The sequence below is a fragment of the Baumannia cicadellinicola str. Hc (Homalodisca coagulata) genome (assembly GCF_000013185.1).
Lineage (GTDB): Bacteria > Pseudomonadota > Gammaproteobacteria > Enterobacterales > Enterobacteriaceae > Baumannia > Baumannia cicadellinicola_E.
Genome location: NC_007984.1, coordinates 197,511 through 221,006, shown reverse-complemented (window position 1 = coordinate 221,006; position 23,496 = coordinate 197,511). Strand labels below are relative to the sequence as shown.

At 36.1% G+C, this 23,496-nt stretch carries 21 protein-coding genes and 6 tRNA genes; 21 read left to right on the top strand and 6 right to left on the bottom strand.

Annotated features, from left to right (window positions below; all coding sequences use genetic code 11):
- Positions 1-63 precede the first annotated feature (63 nt).
- Both BCI_RS01025 and BCI_RS01020 read right to left on the bottom strand, forming a co-directional pair.
- Positions 64-720 carry an amino acid ABC transporter permease gene (locus BCI_RS01025; RefSeq protein ID WP_011520396.1) on the bottom strand — a complete coding sequence of 219 codons (657 nt, stop codon included), beginning with the start codon at positions 718-720 and terminating at the stop codon, positions 64-66.
- Between the two features lie 26 nt (positions 721-746).
- Positions 747-1,529 carry an amino acid ABC transporter substrate-binding protein gene (locus tag BCI_RS01020; protein ID WP_011520395.1) on the bottom strand — a complete coding sequence of 261 codons (783 nt, stop codon included), beginning with the start codon at positions 1,527-1,529 and terminating at the stop codon, positions 747-749.
- 486 nt (positions 1,530-2,015) lie between these two features.
- Between BCI_RS01020 and recA the strand changes: the two genes are divergently transcribed.
- The 11 genes from recA (at position 2,016) to rplS (ending at position 12,132) form a co-directional block, all read left to right on the top strand.
- Complete coding sequence (gene recA / locus BCI_RS01015) at positions 2,016-3,068, top strand: recombinase RecA (RefSeq protein ID WP_011520394.1); 1,053 nt, start codon at positions 2,016-2,018, stop codon at positions 3,066-3,068.
- Positions 3,069-3,315: 247 nt separating this feature from the next.
- Positions 3,316-5,970, top strand: coding sequence for an alanine--tRNA ligase (alaS, locus tag BCI_RS01010; protein ID WP_011520393.1), 2,655 nt, complete (start codon positions 3,316-3,318; stop codon positions 5,968-5,970).
- A 181-nt stretch (positions 5,971-6,151) separates the two neighbouring features.
- Positions 6,152-6,337 carry a carbon storage regulator CsrA gene (csrA, locus tag BCI_RS01005; protein ID WP_011520392.1) on the top strand — a complete coding sequence of 62 codons (186 nt, stop codon included), beginning with the start codon at positions 6,152-6,154 and terminating at the stop codon, positions 6,335-6,337.
- A gap of 197 nt (positions 6,338-6,534) precedes the next feature.
- Positions 6,535-6,624, top strand: a tRNA-Ser gene (locus BCI_RS01000).
- Between the two features lie 10 nt (positions 6,625-6,634).
- Positions 6,635-6,711, top strand: a tRNA-Arg gene (locus tag BCI_RS00995).
- A gap of 171 nt (positions 6,712-6,882) precedes the next feature.
- Positions 6,883-8,454, top strand: a complete 1,572-nt coding sequence (gene gshA, locus BCI_RS00990) for a glutamate--cysteine ligase (RefSeq protein WP_011520391.1) — start codon at positions 6,883-6,885, stop codon at positions 8,452-8,454.
- 301 nt (positions 8,455-8,755) lie between these two features.
- The gene (gene ffh / locus BCI_RS00985; protein WP_011520389.1) at positions 8,756-10,105 is read left to right on the top strand and encodes a signal recognition particle protein; all 1,350 of its coding nucleotides are present in this window, start codon (positions 8,756-8,758) and stop codon (positions 10,103-10,105) included.
- 96 nt (positions 10,106-10,201) lie between these two features.
- Positions 10,202-10,468 carry a 30S ribosomal protein S16 gene (gene rpsP, locus BCI_RS00980; RefSeq protein ID WP_011520388.1) on the top strand — a complete coding sequence of 89 codons (267 nt, stop codon included), beginning with the start codon at positions 10,202-10,204 and terminating at the stop codon, positions 10,466-10,468.
- Entirely contained in the window at positions 10,416-10,985 is a 570-nt protein-coding gene (gene rimM, locus BCI_RS00975) for a ribosome maturation factor RimM (protein WP_041574886.1), read from the top strand. The genes rpsP and rimM overlap by 53 nt, the downstream gene beginning before the upstream one ends.
- A gap of 24 nt (positions 10,986-11,009) precedes the next feature.
- Positions 11,010-11,768 (top strand): tRNA (guanosine(37)-N1)-methyltransferase TrmD, encoded by a 759-nt coding sequence (gene trmD / locus BCI_RS00970; protein ID WP_011520386.1) that lies wholly within the window; start codon positions 11,010-11,012, stop codon positions 11,766-11,768.
- 16 nt (positions 11,769-11,784) lie between these two features.
- A complete protein-coding gene (rplS, locus tag BCI_RS00965; RefSeq protein ID WP_011520385.1) occupies positions 11,785-12,132 on the top strand; it encodes a 50S ribosomal protein L19 in 348 nt (115 codons plus the stop codon).
- Here rplS and clpB read toward each other — a convergent pair.
- A complete protein-coding gene (gene clpB / locus BCI_RS00960; protein ID WP_011520384.1) occupies positions 12,129-14,717 on the bottom strand; it encodes an ATP-dependent chaperone ClpB in 2,589 nt (862 codons plus the stop codon). The two genes, rplS and clpB, sit on opposite strands and share 4 nt — an antisense overlap.
- Before the next feature lie 138 nt (positions 14,718-14,855).
- Positions 14,856-15,815, bottom strand: coding sequence for a 23S rRNA pseudouridine(1911/1915/1917) synthase RluD (gene rluD, locus BCI_RS00955; protein WP_011520383.1), 960 nt, complete (start codon positions 15,813-15,815; stop codon positions 14,856-14,858).
- Between the two features lie 98 nt (positions 15,816-15,913).
- Between rluD and bamD the strand changes: the two genes are divergently transcribed.
- The gene (gene bamD / locus BCI_RS00950; RefSeq protein ID WP_011520382.1) at positions 15,914-16,609 is read left to right on the top strand and encodes an outer membrane protein assembly factor BamD; all 696 of its coding nucleotides are present in this window, start codon (positions 15,914-15,916) and stop codon (positions 16,607-16,609) included.
- A 98-nt stretch (positions 16,610-16,707) separates the two neighbouring features.
- Here the strand turns inward: bamD and BCI_RS00945 are convergent, their stop codons facing one another.
- Positions 16,708-17,703: a 3-deoxy-7-phosphoheptulonate synthase gene (locus BCI_RS00945; RefSeq protein WP_011520381.1), complete on the bottom strand. Its 996-nt coding sequence runs from the start codon at positions 17,701-17,703 to the stop codon at positions 16,708-16,710.
- Positions 17,704-18,035: 332 nt separating this feature from the next.
- Here BCI_RS00945 and BCI_RS00940 point away from each other — a divergent pair, with 332 nt between their 5' ends.
- The 9 genes from BCI_RS00940 to dut all read left to right on the top strand — a co-directional run bounded on the left by BCI_RS00940 (position 18,036) and on the right by dut (position 22,730).
- Positions 18,036-18,374 (top strand): DUF413 domain-containing protein, encoded by a 339-nt coding sequence (locus BCI_RS00940; protein ID WP_011520380.1) that lies wholly within the window; start codon positions 18,036-18,038, stop codon positions 18,372-18,374.
- A gap of 123 nt (positions 18,375-18,497) precedes the next feature.
- Positions 18,498-18,824, top strand: a complete 327-nt coding sequence (trxA, locus tag BCI_RS00935; protein WP_011520379.1) for a thioredoxin TrxA — start codon at positions 18,498-18,500, stop codon at positions 18,822-18,824.
- A 93-nt stretch (positions 18,825-18,917) separates the two neighbouring features.
- Positions 18,918-20,177, top strand: a complete 1,260-nt coding sequence (gene rho, locus BCI_RS00930) for a transcription termination factor Rho (RefSeq protein ID WP_011520378.1) — start codon at positions 18,918-18,920, stop codon at positions 20,175-20,177.
- Between the two features lie 249 nt (positions 20,178-20,426).
- A tRNA-Arg gene (locus tag BCI_RS00925) sits at positions 20,427-20,504 on the top strand.
- Positions 20,505-20,521: 17 nt separating this feature from the next.
- Positions 20,522-20,597 (top strand) — tRNA-His (locus tag BCI_RS00920).
- 22 nt (positions 20,598-20,619) lie between these two features.
- Positions 20,620-20,708: transfer RNA gene (locus BCI_RS00915), tRNA-Leu, on the top strand.
- 90 nt (positions 20,709-20,798) lie between these two features.
- Positions 20,799-20,875: transfer RNA gene (locus BCI_RS00910), tRNA-Pro, on the top strand.
- A 207-nt stretch (positions 20,876-21,082) separates the two neighbouring features.
- Positions 21,083-22,297: a bifunctional phosphopantothenoylcysteine decarboxylase/phosphopantothenate--cysteine ligase CoaBC gene (gene coaBC, locus BCI_RS00905; RefSeq protein ID WP_011520377.1), complete on the top strand. Its 1,215-nt coding sequence runs from the start codon at positions 21,083-21,085 to the stop codon at positions 22,295-22,297.
- A complete protein-coding gene (gene dut, locus BCI_RS00900; RefSeq protein ID WP_041574885.1) occupies positions 22,275-22,730 on the top strand; it encodes a dUTP diphosphatase in 456 nt (151 codons plus the stop codon). The genes coaBC and dut overlap by 23 nt, the downstream gene beginning before the upstream one ends.
- 54 nt (positions 22,731-22,784) lie before the next feature.
- On the opposite strand, the gene pyrE is transcribed toward dut, so the two are convergent.
- Positions 22,785-23,426 (bottom strand): orotate phosphoribosyltransferase, encoded by a 642-nt coding sequence (pyrE, locus tag BCI_RS00895; protein ID WP_011520375.1) that lies wholly within the window; start codon positions 23,424-23,426, stop codon positions 22,785-22,787.
- Between the last annotated feature and the right edge of the window lie 70 nt (positions 23,427-23,496).

Below are 23,496 nucleotides of genomic sequence, written 5' to 3'. Positions count from 1 at the left end.
AGTAATAGGAATGAATAAAATATAGTTCAATTTTCTGGTAACGATATCTATCAGTAACCTTAATTAATATCGCAGGAAATAGCTCTCCAGTTTAGTTTGCCATTTACCAAGCACTGTGCTATAGAGCAAATAAATAGCAGCTGCCTCAATATATAAAATCAGAGGCTCATAAGTTACGGAAACAATCCGTTGAGCAGCTAAAAAGATCTCCGGTACAGTAATTACTGCCGCTAGCGAAGTATCTTTAATTAAAGATATAAAAGAATTTGCTAGTGGTGGTAAAGCAACAAATATCGCCTGTGGTAAAATTACCCTTATCATTGCTTGGGTACTATTCATACCAATAGCCCATGCTGCTTCCCATTGCGTTAGAGGAACAGATAAAATCGCACCACGAATGATTTCTGAACTGTACGCTCCTATATTCAACGTAAAACCAATTAGCGCAGCTGGGAACGCATCTAACGTAATTCCAGCACTTGGTAGACCATAAAATATCAAAAATAGCTGCACTAATAATGGTGTACCCCTGATTACCCATACATAAAAATTAGCTATGAGTTGCAGATATCGTGAACTATATAAACGGATTAATGTTACTAACAATCCTAATATGAGACCAATAAAAAAAGATAATAATGCTAAAGGCAACGTAAAATAAAGCCCGGCTATAAATAAACGCCAAAAAGAATCGTGTATTAATTGTAGCCATGGTGGCATAAGTAAAATTCCTCTATAATAAAAACTTATTGAGAGATATCCTGGCCAAAATAACGGATAGATATTATCTTATAAGTACCATTCGCCTTAATATCATCTAGAGCTCGATTAATTGCAGCAACTAATTCTGGTTGGCCCTTACGTAGCATAATACCAGAAGGCGAGTGTGTTGCTTCTAAGGCAACAACTTTTACTTTAGCATCTGGTTTATGTTTTTTAAAATCAAGGAATGAAAGATAGTCATTTAGAGTTACTGCTGCTCTACCTGTTATCACTAATTCTATAGACTGATTAAAATTATCAGTTGGCACAATATCTGCACCATATTTTCTAGCTAATTGGGAATAATGGCTAGTCAGATTCTGAGCTGACTTTTGATTTTTTAAATCATTGAAGTTGTTTATAGTAGTATTATCATTACGTGTAACTATGACTACTTTAGAGGCAATATAAGATTGGGAAAAATCGTATTTTACTTTTCGCTCTGGTGTAATACCTACTTGATTAATAACTGCATCATAACGTTTACTATCTAGACCAGCTATTAATCCATCCCAACGTCCTTCTATAAATTTAGCTTTCATTCCTAAATGAGCTGCGACTGCATAGCCAAGATCAACATCAAAACCTACAAGTTTATCATTACTATCGTGATAGGTATAAGGTGCGTAAGTTCCTTCCGTACCAAAGGTAATAATGTTAGCTGATTTCAGCGCTACAAGTTCCTCAGCAGCTAGTGTTTCTGCTGAGATAAAAGCTGAGATAAAAAAAATATAACTTAATACTAGTACCTGATTGATGTTTTTCATGATTATTCCTCAATAAACGTTAACTAAAGGCGTATAATGCTACCGTTGGTAGTCATGCTAAACGATTTAATCTGATGCTACTAAAGCATTTTATGTTATTAGCCATTGCTTTTGGTTATACCTATACCAACCAGATAAGCATATTGATAACTAAATTCTATTGATATCAAGGATACCATTTACATCGGATTATTATTTCTTCATATAAAGAATGCTATCAGACTAAATTTTATCTACTAGTGCTAATCATGCAGTTACAGTAAATTTGCTACCCTTTAAGTAATAAATCGCCTTTGCTTCTTACCGTATAGTTCATACTTAAATAAGTAATTAATCTATGTACAGCTAAATAGTAACGCCTCAGTGTTCTGCTTGATACAAATACAGTATAATAAAATTAGCACTTAGCACTATTAGTCTAAATTGTCAGCTCATTTAAAATATGGTGGCGATGTTGTTCTATGCTATCGCTTGATAGGAGTGAAAATGGCTATTGATGAGAATAAACAAAAGGCGCTAGCAGCAGCATTAAGCCTAATTGAAAAGCAATTTGGGACAGGTTCCATCATGCGTCTAGGAGAAGATCGATCAATGGATGTAGAAACTATTTCTACTGGTTCTTTATCACTTGATATTGCACTAGGAGCTGGTGGTTTACCCATGGGTCGTATTGTAGAAATATACGGACCAGAATCGTCAGGAAAAACAACACTAACGTTACAGGTTATAGCCACTGCACAAAAAGAAGGTAAAATCTGCGCTTTTATAGATGCTGAACATGCCTTAGATCCAATTTACGCAAAAAATTTAGGGGTAGATATCGATAATCTATTGTGTTCACAGCCAGATACAGGAGAACAAGCGCTAGAAATATGTGACGTTTTAACCCGTTCAGGAGCTGTAGATGTAATTATCGTTGACTCCGTAGCTGCGCTCACGCCTAAAGCTGAGATCGAAGGTGAAATAGGTGATTCTCACATAGGATTAGCAGCACGGATGATGAGCCAAGCTATGCGTAAATTAACTAGTAACCTTAAAAATGCTAACACTTTACTAATATTTATTAACCAAATTCGAATGAAGATTGGTGTCATGTTTGGTAATCCCGAAACAACTACAGGTGGTAATGCACTTAAATTTTATTCTTCGGTTAGATTAGATATTCGCCGTATAGGCTCAGTTAAAGAAGGCGATGTGGTAGTAGGTAGCGAAACTAGGGTTAAAGTAGTAAAAAACAAAGTAGCTGCGCCATTTAAACAAGCTGACTTTCAGATCACATACGGTAAAGGAATTAATATTCACGGGGAACTAGTAGATCTTGGTGTGAAGAATAATTTGATCGAAAAAGCAGGCTCTTGGTATAGCTATAATGGTAATAAAATTGGACAGGGAAAAAATAACGTCTGTAACTTCTTGAAATATCATCCACAGCTAGCTGCCGAATTAGATAAGAAACTACGTGAAATGCTACTACATAATACTACTCGTACCGAGAGCAATAGTTTAGTAAGAGATGATGAAGGAACTTTTGATGAATAATGAATAATAGAGTAATCTTAATTTATCAAATTAGAAACAGTAATTATAGGTATTGTTTTACCTATATATAGTAATTATTAGATATAGGTAACTATATCTAGCAATTGACTATTACTAATATTTTCCTTTCAACTTTCGAGATAATATTGGCGATCATATTAATCAATAAATCCGGTGTATAATGTTACTTCGTACTAAACAAAATTGATCTGTATTTTTGACTTTAATAATGAATGACGAGATAACTATGAGTAATAATAGTACTGCTGAGCTTCGACAAGAGTTTCTCAATTTTTTTCACCAGAAAGGACATAAGATAGTTGCAAGTAGCTCGCTAGTATCTCATAACGATCCGACTTTACTATTTACGAATGCTGGTATGAATCAGTTTAAAGATGTTTTCTTGGGTTTAGATAAGCGGTTATACCAAAGTGCTACTACTGCGCAGCGCTGCATAAGAGCTGGTGGTAAGCATAATGATCTGGAAAAAGTTGGTTATACAGCACGTCATCATACATTTTTTGAAATGCTAGGTAACTTTAGCTTTGGTGCGTATTTTAAATGCGAAGCTATCCAATTAGCATGGGAATTATTAACTGGAGGACAATGGTTTAATCTACCGAAAGATAAACTATGGGTAACAGTATATGCTACTGATGACGAAACATATAATATATGGGCTAAGCAAATCAACATACCACGTGAGCGTATCGTCCGTATCGGCGATAACAAAGGCAAAGCTTACGCTTCAGATAATTTCTGGCAAATGGGTGATATTGGACCCTGTGGTCCCTGTTCAGAAATTTTTTTTGATCATGGTAATCATCTGTTTGGTGCTCCACCTGGTAGCCAAGGAGAATATGGCGATCGCTATATCGAGATTTGGAACCTAGTTTTCATACAATTTAATCGACAGATGGATGGTACCCTAATACCTTTGCAGAAACCTTCGGTAGATACGGGCATGGGTCTAGAACGTATTGCAGCAGTACTACAACATGTAAACTCTAACTACGATATTGATATATTCAGTCAGCTCATTAAAGCTGTAGCTGATGTAACAAAGGCAACTAATACTAGTTCTCTACAAGTAATTGCCGATCATATTCGTTCGTGCGCTTTCTTAGTCAGCGATGGAGTAGTACCATCTCAAGATGGACGTGGTTATGTCTTACGCCATATCATACGTCGCGCTATTCGCCATGGTTACATGTTAGGCGCTAGAGATGCATTTTTTTATAAGTTAGTTGCCCCACTAATTGAAGTTATGGGTAGTACAGCCGATCAATTAAAACAACAGCAAAATATGGTAGAACAAGTATTACGCACTGAAGAAGAACAATTCTCTCAAACTTTAGAGCGTGGATTATTCATGTTAGAACAGGTACTTACTAAACTCACAGGCGATACATTGGATGGTGAAACAGCATTTAGTCTCTACGACACTTATGGTTTACCAATATATCTGACTACTGATATATGTCGTGAGCGTAATATTAAAGTAGATGAAAATGGTTTTAAAAGCGCCATGGAGGTACAGCGTAATCGCGCACGAGAAGCAAGTAGATTTAGTTACAAATATAATAGCATGCTTAGTATAAACCAATATACTCGCTTCTTAGGTTATAAGCATTTGAAGTCCCAAGGCAAGGTAACGGCATTGTACCTTAATGATCAATCGGTAGAAGTGATCTATCATAGTGAAAAGGCGATAGTAATATTAGATTATACTCCATTTTATGGAGAATCTGGCGGTCAAATTGGTGATAGCGGTAAAATTACTGCCGCAAATGGTATCTTTGAAGTAATTGATACCAAAAAATATGGGAATGCTTTAGGTCATTTAGGCATGCTTAACTATGGAGAATTAAGAATAGGGGATCAGGTAACAGCTAAGGTTAATCAATTGCGCCGCGATCGTATTAGCGTAAATCACTCGGCTACCCATTTGTTACAATCGGCATTACGTCAATTACTAGGTAAACATGTAGTACAACGAGGATCTCTTGTCCATGACCAGTATTTACGCTTCGACTTTTCCCATCATCAAGCTATGCAAGTAGAACAAATACATGAAGTAGAAAAAATAATAAACCAACAGATACGCCGTAATCTAATCATTAAAACAGACATGATGACGTTGGAAGCTGCACAAAATCAAGGTGCAATATCAGTATTAGATCATCAATATGAGTCGTCCCAAGTACGAGTATTAAGCATAGGGGACTTCTCTACTGAGCTATGCTGCGGGACTCATGCTAGTCGTACCGGTGATATTGGCTTATTCTGGATTTCATCGGAATCAGGTATTGCTCTTGGAATACGCCGTATTGAAGCTATTACCGGTGAATTTGCGCTGAAAAATTTACATCAACAAAGCAATTTAGTGCAACAAATATCACAACTATTCAAAAATGATGGTAGTAACTTAGTAGAGAAGGTACGTGGGTTACAAAATCATATTAAGCAGTTAGAATCAAAATACCAGCAGCTTAAGAGTAAGCAGGTAGCACAAGAAATAGCAGTATTAAGCCGCAAAATAAGCAAAATGCATGGCACGCAGGTATTAGTTAGTAAATTAGAAAATATAGAACCTAAAATAATGCGTCATATAGTAGATGAAATAAAGCATCAGCTAGGTTCGGTGGTAATAATACTAGCTAATATAAATTTAGTTGATGGAAAAGTAAATCTAATTGCTGGAGTAACAGATGACTTAACTAATCGTATTCAGGCTAGTGATATTATTAGGACCTTAATCCAAAAGTTTGGAGGTAGAGGTGGAGGGAGCAAAAAAATTGCTTATGCCGGCAGTATTACGACTAACGAACTATCTACAGTTCTTTACTATATAGAAAAAATAGTAGCTGTAAAATTCACAGAGTCACAAGAGATGAATTAATTATCTAAGCTATCCCTCATTACTAAAATGAGCCTAAAGAGGATAGAGAAAGCAAGCAGTATATGTTTAGCACACTGTATATTATATGCATAGCTAATCTTTATTAAAGTAGTATAGCTTATGATCTAAGCAGGAAAACAAGAAAACCTACTCTTTTTATATTTCAAGGAGCAAAGAGAGAATGCTTATTCTGACTCGTAGAGTTGGTGAAACCCTCATGATTGGTGATGAGGTAACTGTGACTATTTTAGGCATCAAGGGCAACCAGGTTCGTATCGGTGTTAGTGCTCCTAAAGAAGTGTCAGTACACCGTGAAGAAATATACCATCGTATTCAATTTGAGAAATCGCAACAGTCTATTTGCTAATTATGTTCTTTACTTTGCCAACGCATAACCGCTATAGAATAATTAATTCTTAATTAATGACGTTGATTTTGATATTCTACCATTTTATTGATCAGTATAATGTAAATGATAAAAAATAAAAAAGAATTTGACTTCTGAAACTGAGAAAGTAATATGTGCGCCACGTGGTACCAATTAGCTTAAACTAAAAGTTCGTAGGTGAGGTGGCCGAGAGGCTGAAGGCGCTCCCCTGCTAAGGGAGTATATAGTAAAAAGCTGTATCGAGGGTTCGAATCCCTCCCTCACCGTCACTAAAATGCATCCGTAGCTCAGCTGGATAGAGTACTCGGCTACGAACCGAGTGGTCGGAGGTTCGAATCCTTCCGGATGCACCATTCGTTATGTTTTCTTTTACTTTGCTTAGCAAGTAAAGTTTCATATGTCATCTTGATGTAGATGTTGTGTGCCCTAGCCTTGTACGAATAATACTACTACTGCTCACTCTGCTACTAAGCAGAATTAATTGTTTTACTAAATACTAACTGCTCATTCTATAGGAGGTCAGTTTGATACCTGACGTATCATCAGATACACTTTTTTGGCTGAAAGCTAATCCTCAAGCCTTACAAGGCATTTATCGAGGAGTAGAACGTGAAACACTAAGGATTAATACTCAAGGACATTTAGCACAGACACCTCATCCTAAAAAGCTTGGTGCCGCATTAACCCATAAGTGGATTACTACTGATTTTGCTGAAACATTACTTGAATTTATAACACCAGTTGCTCAGGATATTGATCACATGCTCACGTTATTACGTGATATTCATCGCCACGTTGCACGTCATCTGTGTAATGAATGGATGTGGCCAATGAGTATGCCTTGTTTTATTGATAGTCAACAACAGATTAAACTAGCCCAATATGGTCCATCTAATATGGGACGCATGAAAACTTTATACCGTAAAGGACTTAAAAACCGTTACAGTGCTATGATGCAGATTATATCTGGAGTTCATTATAATTTTTCCTTACCTCTAACATTCTGGCAGGTATATGCTGGAGTTAGTGATATGAATAGCAATAAAGATATTATATCAGCTGGATATTTAGGACTTATCCGTAATTATTATCGTTTCGGTTGGATTATTCCATATATTTTTGGCGCTTCACCTGGTGTTTGTCAATCTTTTATGAAAAATAGAGATACAGACTTACCTTTTATAAAGGCATCATCTGGTTTTCTTTATTTACCTTATGCTACTTCACTACGTATGAGTGATTTAGGCTATGCGAATAAATCTCAAAGTCAGCTAGATATTACCTTCAATAGCCTCAAGGAGTATGTATTTAGGTTAAAGCATGCGATACGTACTCCATATGCGGATTACCAACGAATAGGATTGAAAAAAAATGGTAGTTATCTACAACTAAATACGAATATATTACAAAGTGAAAATGAGTTATATGCACCAATCCGTCCTAAACGGATAACGAAGAATGAAGAATCACCTTTAGATGCCCTACTAAGAAGGGGTATTGAGTATATAGAAGTTAGGGCGCTAGATATTAATCCCTTTTCACCAGTAGGTATTGATGAGGAGCAAGTAAGATTTTTAGATTTATTTTTAATTTGGTGCACCTTAGCTCCAGCACCAAAAATGAGCACTAGGGAGTTACTTTATACTCGCCTTAATTGGACTAAAGTTATTTTGGAAGGACGTAAGCCAGGGCTGACGCTAATTGTTGACGGTGGTAGCAGTAAAAAACCTCTGGCTACTATAGGCAAAGAACTATTTAGTGCGATGCAAGCATTAGCCGAAACTCTTGATAGCCATAATGGCAATATTCAGTATCAGCAAGTCTGCCACAAGCTAAGAGCGTGTATTGACCAACCTGAGTTAACTTTATCGGCTCGTATCTTAAAAGAAATGAAAAAATATGGTATTCGTGGTCTAGGATTAACTTTAGCAAACCAGTATTTTCAGATATTACTTGAAGAACCATTGGAAATGTTCAATGAATTAACGTTCGATAAAGAACAGATAAGATCTTGGCATCGTCAGTTAGAACTAGAAGCATTAGATATACTAAGCTTTGATGATTTTTTAGCTCATATCAATAGCCACCAACAATAAAGTACCTATAAAGTTCCTAGCTAAATTACACCTATAATGCTAATTGAATGTATTATTTTAGATATAGTACTAACTAATAAAATTATTAGGTAGCAGTCTAATACTGATGATTTTACTAAGCTAGTAGCTTCCCTATTACTTAACATAACAAGATCACTGATTTTTTGTGCAAAATATACAACTAGATTCTAATAGATATAATATAGCAAAAGACATAATATGATAACTATCATAGTTAACTATACTATATTTAAAATATAGTATATAACTGTTATTAATTGTTTAGGTCTTTTAAATCAGCATGTTTGAATATTTATCTGAGAAATTATCATTTTCCTTGCGTAATATTAGCGATCAAGGACGAATAACGGAAGTAAACATCAAAGACACTTTACGTGAAGTACGCATGGCGTTATTAGAAGCAGATGTAGCATTACCTGTCATACAGGAATTTATTAGTCGTGTAAAAGAAAGTGCATTAAGTCAGAAAGTTAATAAAAGCCTCACTCCTGGGCAAGAATTTATTAAAATTATCCGTTGGGAGCTAATAAATACGATGGGAGGACAAAATGATACGCTGAATTTAGCTGCACCACCGCCGGTAGTAGTATTAATAGTTGGTCAGCAAGGTGTTGGTAAAACCACGAGCGTGGTCAAGCTAGGAAAATATTTAGGGGAAAGACAACGCAAAAAAATACTCGTAGTATCTACTGATGTTTACCGACCATCAGCAATTAATCAATTAGAAACCTTAACAAAAAATATCAATATTGATTTTTTTCCATCCGAAATCGTTCAGAAACCGCTTAATATTGTTCATCTAGCACTAACATACGCAAAGCAACATTTTTATGATGTATTGCTAGTAGACACCGCTGGTCGTCTACATACCAATAATTTTATGATGAATGAAATTATTAATATTCATATAGCGATAAAACCAGTAGAAACTATATTCGTAGTAGACGCTATGACCGGACAGGATGCTGCTAAAGTAGCTAAATCTTTTAATAGTATGTTACCACTAACTGGAATAATCCTTACTAAAGTAGATGGTACTTCACGCTGTGGTGCGGCACTTTCTATCAGTTATATAACGGGCAAACCTATTAAATTTCTTGGTGTAGGAGAAAAAATAGATGCTTTAGAACCTTTTTACCCTGATCGATTAGCTAATCGCATCCTAGGCATGGGTGATACATTATCTCTGATTGAACAGATCGAACGTAATGTAGATTATACCCAAGCTCAAAAACTTACAAAAAAAATTAAACAAGGTAATAGCTTTGATCTGACCGATTTTCTTCATCAAATGAAGCAGATACGTAAAATTGGTGGTATAACCGGTATGATGAATCAATTACCCGGGATTAATAAACTACCAGATTCAGTTAAGTTACAAATGCAGAATGATAAATTACTGGTACATATGGAGGCAATTATTTATTCAATGACAGCTCAAGAACGTGTTAACCCTGAAATTATTAAAGGTTCACGTAAGCGTAGGATTGCTGCTGGATCAGGAATGCAGGTGCAGGATGTGAACCGTATGTTAAAACAGTTTACCGAAATGCAGCGTATTATGAATAAAATACAAAAAGATGGAATAATGCGTAGTTTAAAGAAAATCATACCACACAGATTTTTCTAGTGTTAAATGAATTAATTGCTTTTTACTCATAAATAAGGTATATAAAATAGTTATGAGTTATACTAATTTCCTTGTTAAGCAAAGGATATTCTTACTATGGTCAGAATTCGTTTAGCACGTGGTGGAGCTAAAAAACGTCCATTTTATCAAATTATAGTAACTGATAACCATCAGGCAAGAGACGGGCGCTTCATTGAACGTGTGGGTTTTTTTAATCCACTAGCTACTGGGCAAGCAGTAGATTTACGTTTAAATATGGATAGAATATTATATTGGATTAATCATGGTGCCAAAATGTCAGAACGTTTATATGCACTTATCAAAAGCGCGAAAAACAAATCTCAGTACTCTAGTGCCGGTTAATCCTGTGGTTTTAGGTACCATAAGCTCCGCTTATGGCATAAGCGGTTGGCTAAACATTATTTCATTTACGCAAAATGCAGCAAGTATTTTTGAGTATCAGCCATGGTTTATTAAAAAGTTAAATACATGGCTTGATGTTATACTAGATGAATGGAAATATAATTATCATAATAAGTTAATAATTAAAATTAATAGCATTGAAAATAGGGAAGCCGCACAGCTCTTTGCTAATTGTAATATTATAGTTGATGCTTCGCAGTTACCAACTCTATCCGATGGTGATTACTACTGGAAAGATCTGATAGGTTGTCAAGTAGAAACAATAAACAGTTATCAACTTGGTAAAGTTATTGACTTAATCGAGACTGGCTCAAATGATGTGATGGTTGTTCAAGCAAATCAACAACATTCTACTAAAATCAATGAGCTTTTAATCCCATTTATATATGGTCAAGTAATTAAAAATGTTGATCTCGCAACTCACATAATTAAAGTAGACTGGGACCCAGAATTTTAACCCTGAATATCAAAGATAGATCTAATGTGGATTGGATTAATCAGTATATTTCCGGACATGTTCCGTGCAGTTATGGATTATGGAGTAACCGGACGTGCGGTAAAAAAGGGCTTACTACAAGTACATTGCTGGAATCCACGTGCCTTTTCTCACAATCGGCACCAAACAGTGGATGATCGTCCTTATGGCGGTGGACCGGGAATGTTATTAATGATGCAACCTTTACGTGATGCGATTCATGAAGCTAAAAATCATACTGAAACAGGAGTAAAAGTAATTTATCTTTCTCCTCAGGGACGAAAGTTAGATCAACAAGGTGTATATGAATTAGCCGCTAATAAGAAGTTAATTCTTATCTGCGGTCGCTATAAAGGTATTGATGAACGTTTAATTACTACTGAGATTGATGAAGAGTGGTCAATAGGTGATTATGTTCTTAGTGGCGGAGAATTAGCTGCCATGATACTAATAGATTCGATGACTAGATTAATTCCCGGAGCATTAAGTCATGAGTCTTCGGCGGTCGAAGACTCATTTGCTCAAGGATTACTAGATTGTCCGCACTATACACGTCCGGAGGTGTTATACGGTATAAAGGTTCCACCTGTTCTACTATCTGGGCATCATGCTAATATTAGACGCTGGCGCTTGAAACAATCTTTAGGCCGTACTTGGCTTAGAAGACCTGAATTACTAAATAATCTATATCTTACTCATGAGCAAGTAAGATTACTGAAAGAATTTCAGTATGAATATAACAATTTAATTGAAAGTCAAGTATAGAAGGATAACATTAACTATGTTTAATCTAATTCAACATATAGAACACGAGCAAATGAAAAATTTGCCAGCTTTCCGCCCAGGTGACTCGGTAGAAGTAAAGGTTTGGGTAGTTGAAGGTAGTAAAAAACGTCTACAATCATTCGAGGGTATGATTATAGCTATCCGTAACCGAGGTTTACATTCCGCATTTACAGTGCGTAAAATATCAAATGGCGAAGGTGTTGAGCGTGTATTCCAAATGCACTCTCCGATAATAGAGAGCATTACCGTAAAAAGGTGTGGTTTTGTCCGTAAGGCAAAATTATATTACCTACGTAAACGTACCGGTAAGGCTGCGCGTATTAAAGAGCGTATTAGCAGCTAATCATAATCAATTACAATAATATTATCATTATTTACATCAATTTTAATTTTTTTACCTGGTAGTAAACTCCCAGATAATATTTGTTGTGACAATGGATTTTCTATTTTCTGTTGTATAGCACGCTTTAGAGGCCGAGCGCCATAAATAAAATCAAAACCAGTTTTAACTAATAAAGTCAGTACTTGATCGCTTATAGTAATTGATATTCCCTGTTCCTCTAAACGTTTTGACAGACGCTGTAGTTGTATCTGTGCTATTTTCAGCATATCTTCATGGCCTAGTGGATGAAAAACGACAATTTCATCTATTCTATTAATAAATTCCGGGCGAAAATGATGGCAAACAACATCAACAACGATATTTTTCATATCATGGTAATTAATTTGATGAAAACGTTCATTAATTACATCAGATCCTAAGTTAGATGTCATAATAACTATGGTATTACGGAAATTAACCGTCCTGCCATGGCCATCAGTTAACCTACCATCTTCTAACAATTGAAGTAAGAGATTGAAAATATCAATATGAGCTTTCTCTATTTCATCTAGTAGAATAACTGAGTAAGGTCTACGGCGCACAGCCTCAGTAAGCGATCCACCTTCTTCGTAGCCAATATATCCTGGAGGAGCCCCTACCATCCGCGATACTGAATGTCGTTCCATAAACTCTGACATATCTATACGTACGATGGCAGTATCACTATCAAAAACAAAAGCGGCTAAAGCTTTACATAGTTCAGTTTTTCCTACTCCAGTAGGTCCTAGAAACATAAAAGAACCAATTGGTCTATTAGGGTCTGCAATACCAGCTCTACTACGTCTAATAGCATTAGAAACTGCTTCTACTGCTTCATTTTGACCTACTACTCTTTGATGTAAATATTGTTCTATCCGTAAAATTTTTGTGCGCTCGCTTTCTAGCATGCGTGATACTGGGATACCAGTCCATCGCGCTAATACCTCAGTGATTTCCATCTCTGTTACGCGGTTACGTAACAAGCGCATATTTTTACCTTCTGATTGCAAAACTACTGCAAGTTTTTTTTCTAACTCAGGAATTTTGCCATATTGTAGTTCCGACATTCTGGCTAGATCGCCGATACGACGTGCTTGCTCGAGGTAAATTTTCGTTTGTTCTAACTCTGATTTAATTTTTTGCGCACCAGATAAAGAAACTTTCTCCGCTTGCCATTCTTTCTCTAGTTTAGCATAAGCATGTTCTTTTTGCGCTAGCTCTTTATTAAGTATCTTGAGACGTTTTAGGCTAGCATCATCTAGTTCTTTCTGTAGTGCCTGTTGTTCTAGCTTTAATTGAATCATGCGTCGTTCTAGGCGATCTAGTTCTTCTGGTTTAGAGTCAATTTGCATACGGATACTAGAAGCAGCCTCATCGATTAAATCAATAGCTTTGTCAGGTAATTGCCTATCGGCGATATAACGGTTAGATAACATTGCCGCTGCAACTATAGCTGGATCAGTAATCTGTACGTGATGATGTAGCTCATATCGCTCCTTAAGACCCCGTAAGATAGCAATAGTATCTTCAACACTAGGCTCAACTATAAATACTTTCTGAAAACGCCTTTCTAGTGCAGCATCCTTCTCAATAAATGTACGGTATTCATTTAGAGTTGTAGCACCAACACAATGTAGTTCACCACGTGAAAGTGCTGGCTTCAGCATATTACCTGCATCCATTGCACCGTCTGCCTTACCCGCGCCGACCATAGTATGTAATTCATCAATGAACAAAATGATATTACCTTCTAATTTTGATAGTTCATTAAGTACAGCTTTTAATCGTTCTTCAAATTCACCTCGGTACTTAGAACCAGCTACTAGTGCTCCCATATCTAATGACAGTACCCGATTATTTTTCAGTCCTTCAGGAACTTCACCGTTCACGATGCGCTGAGCAAGCCCTTCTACTATAGCAGTTTTACCTACTCCTGGTTCGCCAATAAGTACTGGGTTATTTTTCGTGCGTCGTTGCAATACTTGGATGGTACGGCGGATTTCTTCATCACGACCAATAACTGGATCTAACTTTCCCTGTTCTGCAAGCTCTGTGAGATTAATAGTAAATTGCTTGAGGGCTTTTTGACACTGATTTTCCGTATCTAGATTATCTACTTTTTTACTTTCCCGTAGGTAATCTATTGCTTGTTCAATTAATATTGTTGTAGCACCAGCAGCTTGTAGTAGTTCTGCTAAGCGTCCTCGCGAATTAATTGATGCCAGAATAAATAATTCAGATGAAATTAATTTTTCAGAACGTTTGTTTGCAAGCGTTTCACACATATTTAATACACTTACTAAATACTGGGAAGGTGGTAAGTTACCGTTGTTACTGTTAATTTGCTGATGGGGCAATTGCTTACAAGCCTGTTCAACTGCTAAACTTAATCTCGCAGTGTTAACACCAGCATACTGTAGTAATTGGTATACTGAGCTACCTTCTTGCTGAAGTAAAATAACCATAACGTGTAATGGCTCTATGAACTGATTAGCGTACCTAAGAGCCAATGACTGAGCATCTATGAGAACTTGTTGAAATTGATTTGTAAAACGATCTAGACGCATAATTTCTTCCATAAATTGTAGTCTATCTATATGGCCTATATGGCTATATAGAAAGTATATAAGGTTATTTAGGCAAAATTCAATAAGATGAAAGCTATAGCACGAACAACAAGTTAGAATACCAATCTTCAATTGAGATTAAAGAAAATTTTTCCTATCCTCTTGAAGTGCATTAACTAATTCGACCATATCTTGCGGTAGTGCTGCATGCAACTCCATTTCTCTTGCTGTAATTGGATGGTGTAATCGTAATGTAGTTGCATGTAATGCTTGGCGATTAAACCGACGTAACACTTCTATATTACTGTGATGATTTTGCTGACTACTACGATACAATTGATCGCCAACTAAATGGTGATTCATATAGGCCATATGTACGCGAATCTGATGGGTACGACCTGTTTCTAATCTCAGCCGTAGTCGAGTATGAGCACGAAAACGCTCTATAATACTGTAATGTGTAATAGCTGGTTTACCTAGAGGATTTACTGTCATATGAGTTCGCTTAGTAGCATGGCGAGCAATTGGCTGTTCAACAGTACCATCGTTATTAATAATACCAATAGTTATCGCTTCGTATTCACGAATGATACTCCGTGTGCGTAATAATTCTACTAACTTAGTTTGTGCCGATAGTGTTTTACCTACTATCATTAAACCTGTAGTATTTTTGTCTAACCTATGAACGATGCCTGCGCGTGGTACATTAGCAATAGCTGGGTAATAATACAGCAAGGCATTTAGTATGGTGCCGTCGAGATTCCCAGCACCTGAGTGTACCACCATATCTCGTGGTTTATTAATTACTATTATATCATCATCCTCATAAACAATATTTAAAGCAATATTCTGCGCTTTCCAGTACTGTTCATGTTCTCTTTCTATCATTACCGATATTTTAATTATTTCTCCACCTAGTATTTTTTTATTCGGAAGAATAGTTACCTGATCATTTACTTTGACTTTTCCCTCTAATATCCAGCCTTTAATTTGTGAGCGTGAATAATCCGCTAATAATTTAGCTATAGCTTGATCTAAGCGCTGTGGAAATAGTATATGAGGAACTTGTTCTGTAATATTTAGGTATTGTGGTGCCATATTTAAAAGCTCTCTTTATTTCGGTTGTTACGAGCAAATAGTTTCCATTAATATAGTTATTATTACGCGGTAATATACCGCAATACCTATTCTAGAAAATGCTAAAGCTAAAAATTATAGTAATACTACTAAGTTTATTGGTCCTTGTGAATTGTTCCAGTAACCAAAATGTTTTTTTAGATCATCTCCCCGCAGAGACTTATGCTTCGGCGCGGCAAAAATTACAGCAAGGTTACTATAAACAAGCAATTAAACAACTAGAAGCACTAGATAACTACTATATGTTCGGTCCTAATACGCAACAGTTACAACTAGATTTAATATATGCCTACTATAAGTTATCCAACATGCAAAAGGCACAAAATTTGATAGATCGTTTTCTACGTACGAACGCTAACCATTCCAATACTGATTATGTTCTCTACATATGTGGTCTAATTGAGATGAAGCTGGATGAACAAGCATTATCTAAATACTTTTTATTCGGTTTCAATCATTTCGAACGTGATCCAAAACATGCTCGTGCTGCTGTTATATCTTTTCAGCAACTAATTAATAATTATCCACATAGTATCTATGCGATAGATGCGAAGAAAATTTTGATTTATCTCCAAAACAGACTAGCTAATTATGAACTAACAGTAATAGAATTTTATTCTAAAGTAGGAGCATATGTAGCTGTAGTAACACGGGTTAAGCATATGCTCAGTAATTTTCCGAATAATAATGCTACATACCAAGCACGCAAGCATATGGAAAGGGCTTACCAACAGTTACGAATAAATAGCAGCTAGTCAGTTAACCTTATTCATAAAGAGAGAATAACAATGCTATTGTTATTTTATTTACAAAAGATAATAATATCTATTATTTATTATGTTAGCGGTAGTAATTATAGTTCACTATGTAGTCGACGTAACATATGTTGCGTCGTATTCCAATTAATGCAAGAATCCGTTACTGATACCCCATAACGCATTTTGCTTTTTGGTAGTTCCGCAGACTGATTTCCTGAATAAATATTACTTTCTAAAATGATGCCTCGAATGGAATTATTGCCCGCTTTAATCTGTGCTATTACAGATTGTACAACATCAACCTGACGGCGATAATCATGATTAGAATTACCATGACTACAATCTATTATAAGTCTAGGTGATAAACCTGCAGAAATCATCTGATCTGTACAATTTTTGATATCATGTGGGTAGTAATTTGGCTTGTTACCACCCCGTAATATAAGATGACCGTCTAGATTACCACTAGTCTGCAATAACGTTACCTGACCAGCCTGATTAATCCCAATAAAACGGTGTGATCGCTTAGCTACTGTAATTGCATTAATAGCAGTAGTTAAAATACCGTAAGTACTATTTTTAAAACCTACAGGCATCGATAAGCCTGAGGCCATCTCGCGGTGAATTTGTGATTCTGTAGTACGTGCGCCAATAGCAACCCAACTAAATAAATCGCCAAGGTATTGGGGACCATGAGGATTAAGTGCTTCCGTAGCTAGCGGTATCCCTATACTTATTAGTTCGACTAATAAACTCCGAGCAATTTGCATTCCAGCTTCAACATCACAAGATCCATCCATATACGGATCGCTAATAAGACCTTTCCAGCCAAAAGTAGTACGAGGTTTTTCAAGATATACGCGCATCACAAGATATATTTTATCTTTTAATTCCCAGGATATCGTTTGTAACCTTTGGGCATAATCTATGGCGGCATTTTTATCGTGGATAGAACATGGACCACAAACTACGAGTAAACGTGGATTACTACCATGAATTATATCAGTAATTATTTTACGCGATTCGATCACTAATTGTTTTTTTGCGTCACTTAAAGGAAATAATTTTTTTAGAGTGTCGGGCGTAATCATTAATTTTAATTAAAATATATTTGTTAGTATATGTATACTATTTTTTATCTATGTACATATTAGATATTAAACAATTCACCGTATTGTATCTATGATCACTAATGTTTTTAACTATTAAAAGACTGAAAGGTCGTCAGCTAACATACGCTGATGAAGATCATTAGATCTTTTTTTAAGATATAGTAGTAGCTAACTACTCAAATAGTTTTTGATAAAATTATTTACTAAAATATGTGTTCATTTTACTTAAAAATATTTTAGTATAGTTAATACCTTACTCACACTCTTCTTACTTAAGAAACAACATAAAATCAACAATAGGAATACGTAATATGGCAGATAGTTTTTTATCTACTAATCGTTATTTCGATTATAAACATTATCCTCGTGGTTTCTCCCGACATGGTCATTTCACTATTCGCGAAGCACAATTACTTGAACGTTTTGGTCAAGCCTATAATGATCTAGATTGTGGCAAACGTAAGCCTATTACCGATGATGAACATCAATTTATTGCTGTATGTCATGGTGAACGTCTACCATCTAATGATCACGAAAAAGTATGGTTGAAGTATATAGCACATACCCGTCGTCCTAAACGTTTTCATACTTTATCTGGTGGTAAGCCACAAATGGATGTGATAGAAGAATACACAGACAACGAAGATTAGTATATAGTTAATGTAATATTGAAAAGTAAAATATGCTCATTTCGTCAGCTAATTACAATTAGCTATTGCATTTATTATCAGTCATTGATTTAATAATTCTTGATGTTATCTTCAGGAGCTAAAATGAAAGACAAAATCATTAATATAAGTCAAGAAAACTTTACTCAACAAGTATTACAGAACGAGGGATTATTTCTAGTTGACTTCTGGGCAGAATGGTGCGCTCCCTGTAAAAGTATTACGCCAATTTTAGCAGAAATAGCTAATGAATTCAACGGAAAAGTTACTATTGTTAAATTGAATATTGACGAAAATCCTGCTATAGCACAGAAGTATAATGTTCGTAGTATACCCAGTCTTTTGTTGTTTCGTAATGGCGAAGTAGTAGCAACTAAAGTAGGTGCGTTATCTAAAGGACAATTAATAGAATTCCTTAACGCTAATATATAAATGGTATATAGAAAGAAGATTGACACTAATATACCATAATATCACCATCCATAGTTCTAGCGAAATATACCTCTAGGTTAAGAACCCACCATTATGAACCTGACCGAATTAAAAAATACGCCAGTTTCGGAGTTAATAATAATCGGCGAAAAGATGGGACTAGAAAACATAGCACGCATGCGAAAACAAGACATCATCTTCGCCACACTAAAGCAACACGCTAAAAGTGGAGAAGATATTTTTGGCGATGGCGTACTCGAAATACTGCAAGATGGATTTGGCTTTCTACGTTCTAGTGATAGTTCCTACTTAGCCGGCCCAGATGATATATATGTTTCTCCCAGTCAAATTCGCCGTTTTAACTTACGTACAGGTGATACTATTTCTGGTAAAATTCGTCCACCAAAAGAAGGTGAACGATACTTCGCACTATTAAAAGTTAATGAGGTTAATTACGATAAACCGGAAAATGCCCGTAATAAAATTTTATTCGAAAATTTGACTCCGTTGCATGCTAATTTACGTTTGCGTATGGAACGTGGAAACGGTTCGACAGAAGATTTAACCGCTCGCGTGCTAGATTTAGCATCGCCTATTGGGTGTGGTCAACGTGGTCTGATAGTAGCTCCGCCAAAAGCTGGTAAAACAATGCTTATGCAAAATATTGCACAAAGTATTACCTATAATTATCCTAATTGTGTGCTAATAGTTTTATTAATTGATGAACGCCCAGAAGAAGTTACAGAAATGCAGCGTCTCGTGAAAGGTGAAGTTATTGCTTCAACATTTGATGAACCGGCAGCGCGACATGTGCAAGTCGCAGAAATGGTTATCGAGAAAGCAAAGCGTCTCGTAGAGCATAAAAAAGATGTAATGATATTATTAGATTCTATTACTCGTTTGGCTCGGGCATATAATACGGTAGTACCTGCCTCAGGTAAGGTATTAACGGGTGGTGTAGATGCTAACGCTTTGCATCGTCCTAAACGATTTTTTGGGGCTGCTCGCAATATAGAAGAGGGTGGTAGTTTAACTATTATAGCTACCGCATTAATTGATACCGGTTCAAAAATGGACGAAGTGATTTACGAAGAATTTAAAGGTACGGGTAATATGGAATTACATTTATCACGTAAAATTGCAGAAAAACGTGTATTCCCGGCTATCGACTATAACCGGTCTGGTACACGGAAAGAAGAATTGCTTACTACTCAGGAAGAACTACAGAAAATGTGGATTTTACGTAAAATTATCCATCCAATGTGTGAAATAGATGCAATGGAATTCTTGATGAATAAGTTAGCAATGACTAAAACTAACGATGAATTTTTTGATATGATGAAACGTTATTAAGAAGATAAAATATCTATGTTGTAATAATTAATTGTTATTTAATAGTAGGATAGTTGTTCTATATAACATAAATATATTAGAATAATTATGTACAATCGTTAACTGTTAACGGTTGATTACTGACTAGTAATTGATTATCTATATGTTACTATGCAGTGACAATCTTAAAAAGATTATTTATTTTAAAATCGCACTAGACAGTAATCTGGTAAACTATTAGGATCAACATCCAAATAGTAGTAATATTGGACGCCCGTAGCTCAGTATGGATAGAGTGCTGCCCTCCGAAGGCAGAGGCCTCAGGTTCGAATCCTGTCGGGCGGACCATAACTTAATAGTTATTGGTGATTGTAGCTCAGTTGGTAGAGCCCTGGATTGTGGTTCCAGTTGTCGTGGGTTCAAGTCCCATCAGTCACCCCAATTATATTATCATTTTATAATTGCGAGGATGGCGGAATTGGTAGACGCGCTAGCTTCAGGTGTTAGTGTCTTATCATAGACGTGAGGGTTCAATTCCCTCTCTTCGTACCATAAGAGAGGTCTTAGTGCAGGTTATTTATGGCTCAACACACCACATAACCTGCATCATTCAACGTAATATAGTTACGCTGTATATTTAATCGGCGAGTGGCGCAGCTTGGTAGCGCGACTGGTTTGGGACCAGTAAGTCAGAGGTTCAAATCCTCTCTCGCCGACCAATATTAGATATATTAGATTATAATCTCATTCGAGAAACGAAACTATGAAGCTTATCTCTTCTACTACCTGTAACTTCCTGACAGATAGTACCTTATGTACTTCCTTCTTGCTTGGAAGCTGGAACTGCTGTTTCTGTGAAACAGTGATTTCAGTTGAATTACTTAGTAAGTAGTATGTCGCGAACATAATTAATTTAGATATGCTACATGACAGAACTAACCAGTAAAAAAATTATCCTTGGCATAGGAGGAGGTATTGCAGCTTATAAAGCACCTGAAATAGTACGCCGTTTACGTGAATTGGGAGCTGAAGTACGCGTGGTAATGACTTCAGCCGCCAAAGCTTTTATCACGCCATTAAGTCTACAGGTAGTATCTAGTAACTATGTTGCTAATGAGATGTTAGATCAATCATATCAAGCGGCTATGAAGCACATTCAACTAGCAAAATGGGCTGATTTTGTCATATTAGCTCCAGCTACTGCTGACTTACTTGCACGTTTAGCAGCCGGTTTTGCTAATGACTTACTTAGTGCTATTTGTCTAGCAACTCCAGCTACTATTGCTGCTGTACCAGCAATGAACCAGCATATGTACCTTGCAGCAGCTACGCAAGCTAATTTAACTACATTACGTAAGAGGGGAATCCTGCTTTGGGGGCCAGATAATGGTAGCCAAGCCTGTGGTGATATAGGATTAGGCCGAATGTTAGATCCTTTGGTACTAGTCGAACAAGTGCGTAGCTATTTTCTAACATCTTACTCCCTAACTCATTTGAAGATAATGATTACTGCTGGTCCTACCCGTGAAGAATTAGATCCAGTTCGTTTTATTAGTAATTATAGTTCAGGCAAAATGGGCTTTGCTATTGCTTATGCTGCAGCTGCTAGAGGAGCGCAAGTTACCTTAATTGCTGGTCCTGTAAATGCTAATACACCACCAGGTGTAAAGCGTATCAATGTAACTAGTGCATTAGAAATGCAGGATGCGGTAATGCATAGTGTACAGCTACAACATATTTTTATTGGTTGTGCAGCAGTTGCTGACTACCGTGCCTACCGTTTTTCGCCGAACAAAATTAAAAAACATAGTGATAAGATTATGATAGCTTTAACGAAAAATCCTGATATTATTGCAGGAGTTGGTGCTCTAACGAAAAACCGACCTTACGTTGTAGGATTTGCTGCTGAAACAAATAAGGTAGAAGAATATGCCCGGCAAAAGCGTATCAAAAAAAACATAGATCTAATTTGCGCTAACGATGTTTCATACTATAATAAGGACTTAAATAGCAATAAAAGTGCTTTACATTTGTTTTGGCAAGATGGTGAACTAATGTTAGCACGAAGCGATAAAAAAGTCCTAGCTCAAAAACTAATAGACCAAATTATCAGTTGTTATGATGAAAAAAATAGACATTAAAATACTAGATAGCCGCATTGGCGATTGTTTTAAGTTACCAAAGTATGCAACCCCTGGATCTGCTGGAATAGATTTACGCGCTTGTATTGATAATACTATATCTCTAGAACCAGGAGAAACTAATCTTATTTCCACTGGGTTAGCTGTACATATTGCCGATACCGGTCTAGCAGGGATCATTATCCCTCGTTCCGGATTAGGACATCATGGTATTGTACTAGGCAATTTAGTCGGTCTAATTGATTCAGATTATCAAGGTTCTATAATGGTGTCATTATGGAACCGTGGAAAAGAAATATTTACTATTCAACCTAATGAGCGCATAGCTCAGATAGTTTTTGTGCAGATTGTACAAGTATACTTTAATATTGTTGATAACTTCCAGAAAAGTAAGCGCGGAGAAAGAGGTTTTGGTCACTCAGGAAGAGTGTAGTAGTAAAGGAGCTTTGTTAGTGAGATAGATGATATGTTGGTAGGAGTAAAAAGTCTAAATACCGTATTGCTGCTGATAAGCTAATACTGCAGTAAGATTAGCTTCCATATTTCTTTGAAGAGCCAAATACTCAATAATATCCTTGAGAGTAATAATCGCCATTACTTGACAATTATAAGTAAGTTCAATGGCTTGAATAGCAGAAATATCACCACAGCTTTTCTCTTGTCGATTAAGAGAAATCAAGATTCCTGCAGGTGTCGCCTGATGATTTATAATCATATCCATCGATTCATGTATAGTTATACCAGAAGTAATTACATCATCTAATAGCATAATTTTCCCCTGTAATTTGCTGCCGACTAATATACCACCATCACCGTAATTCTTGTTTTCCTTACGATTAAAACAATACGGAACATTACGATCATATAGCTCTGCTAAAGCAATTGCAGTTGTTATTGTAATTGGGATACCTTTATAAGCTGGTCCAAATAATACATTAAACTCGATACTGGCATCTATAAGAGCTGCTGCATAAATTCGGCCTAGAAATGATAGATCAAGGCCCGTGTTAAAAAGCCCGGTATTAAAAAAGTATGGGCTAATTCTGCCTGATTTTAACGTAAATTTGCCGAATTGTAATGCTGCTGTATTTAAAGCATACTCGATAAATTGATGTTTATACTCTTTCATGTAAAAATAACTGTTAAGCAATCTAAATCTAACTAATATAACCGAATATTAATATATAATAGCAGCAAAT

Bases quoted from the DNA above. Each gene is read 5' to 3' on its own strand.
- rho (WP_011520378.1), top strand. From the start codon at position 18,918: ATGAACCTGACCGAATTAAAAAATACGCCAGTTTCGGAGTTAATAATA.
- rluD (WP_011520383.1), bottom strand. From the start codon at position 15,815: ATGGCACCACAATACCTAAATATTACAGAACAAGTTCCTCATATACTA.
- BCI_RS01025 (WP_011520396.1), bottom strand. From the start codon at position 720: ATGCCACCATGGCTACAATTAATACACGATTCTTTTTGGCGTTTATTT.
- BCI_RS00945 (WP_011520381.1), bottom strand. From the start codon at position 17,703: ATGATTACGCCCGACACTCTAAAAAAATTATTTCCTTTAAGTGACGCA.
- BCI_RS01020 (WP_011520395.1), bottom strand. From the start codon at position 1,529: ATGAAAAACATCAATCAGGTACTAGTATTAAGTTATATTTTTTTTATC.
- rplS (WP_011520385.1), top strand. From the start codon at position 11,785: ATGTTTAATCTAATTCAACATATAGAACACGAGCAAATGAAAAATTTG.
- rpsP (WP_011520388.1), top strand. From the start codon at position 10,202: ATGGTCAGAATTCGTTTAGCACGTGGTGGAGCTAAAAAACGTCCATTT.
- csrA (WP_011520392.1), top strand. From the start codon at position 6,152: ATGCTTATTCTGACTCGTAGAGTTGGTGAAACCCTCATGATTGGTGAT.
- coaBC (WP_011520377.1), top strand. From the start codon at position 21,083: ATGACAGAACTAACCAGTAAAAAAATTATCCTTGGCATAGGAGGAGGT.
- ffh (WP_011520389.1), top strand. From the start codon at position 8,756: ATGTTTGAATATTTATCTGAGAAATTATCATTTTCCTTGCGTAATATT.
- trxA (WP_011520379.1), top strand. From the start codon at position 18,498: ATGAAAGACAAAATCATTAATATAAGTCAAGAAAACTTTACTCAACAA.
- bamD (WP_011520382.1), top strand. From the start codon at position 15,914: ATGCTAAAGCTAAAAATTATAGTAATACTACTAAGTTTATTGGTCCTT.
- rimM (WP_041574886.1), top strand. From the start codon at position 10,416: ATGCACTTATCAAAAGCGCGAAAAACAAATCTCAGTACTCTAGTGCCG.
- dut (WP_041574885.1), top strand. From the start codon at position 22,275: ATGATGAAAAAAATAGACATTAAAATACTAGATAGCCGCATTGGCGAT.
- BCI_RS00940 (WP_011520380.1), top strand. From the start codon at position 18,036: ATGGCAGATAGTTTTTTATCTACTAATCGTTATTTCGATTATAAACAT.
- clpB (WP_011520384.1), bottom strand. From the start codon at position 14,717: ATGCGTCTAGATCGTTTTACAAATCAATTTCAACAAGTTCTCATAGAT.
- alaS (WP_011520393.1), top strand. From the start codon at position 3,316: ATGAGTAATAATAGTACTGCTGAGCTTCGACAAGAGTTTCTCAATTTT.
- pyrE (WP_011520375.1), bottom strand. From the start codon at position 23,426: ATGAAAGAGTATAAACATCAATTTATCGAGTATGCTTTAAATACAGCA.
- trmD (WP_011520386.1), top strand. From the start codon at position 11,010: ATGTGGATTGGATTAATCAGTATATTTCCGGACATGTTCCGTGCAGTT.
- recA (WP_011520394.1), top strand. From the start codon at position 2,016: ATGGCTATTGATGAGAATAAACAAAAGGCGCTAGCAGCAGCATTAAGC.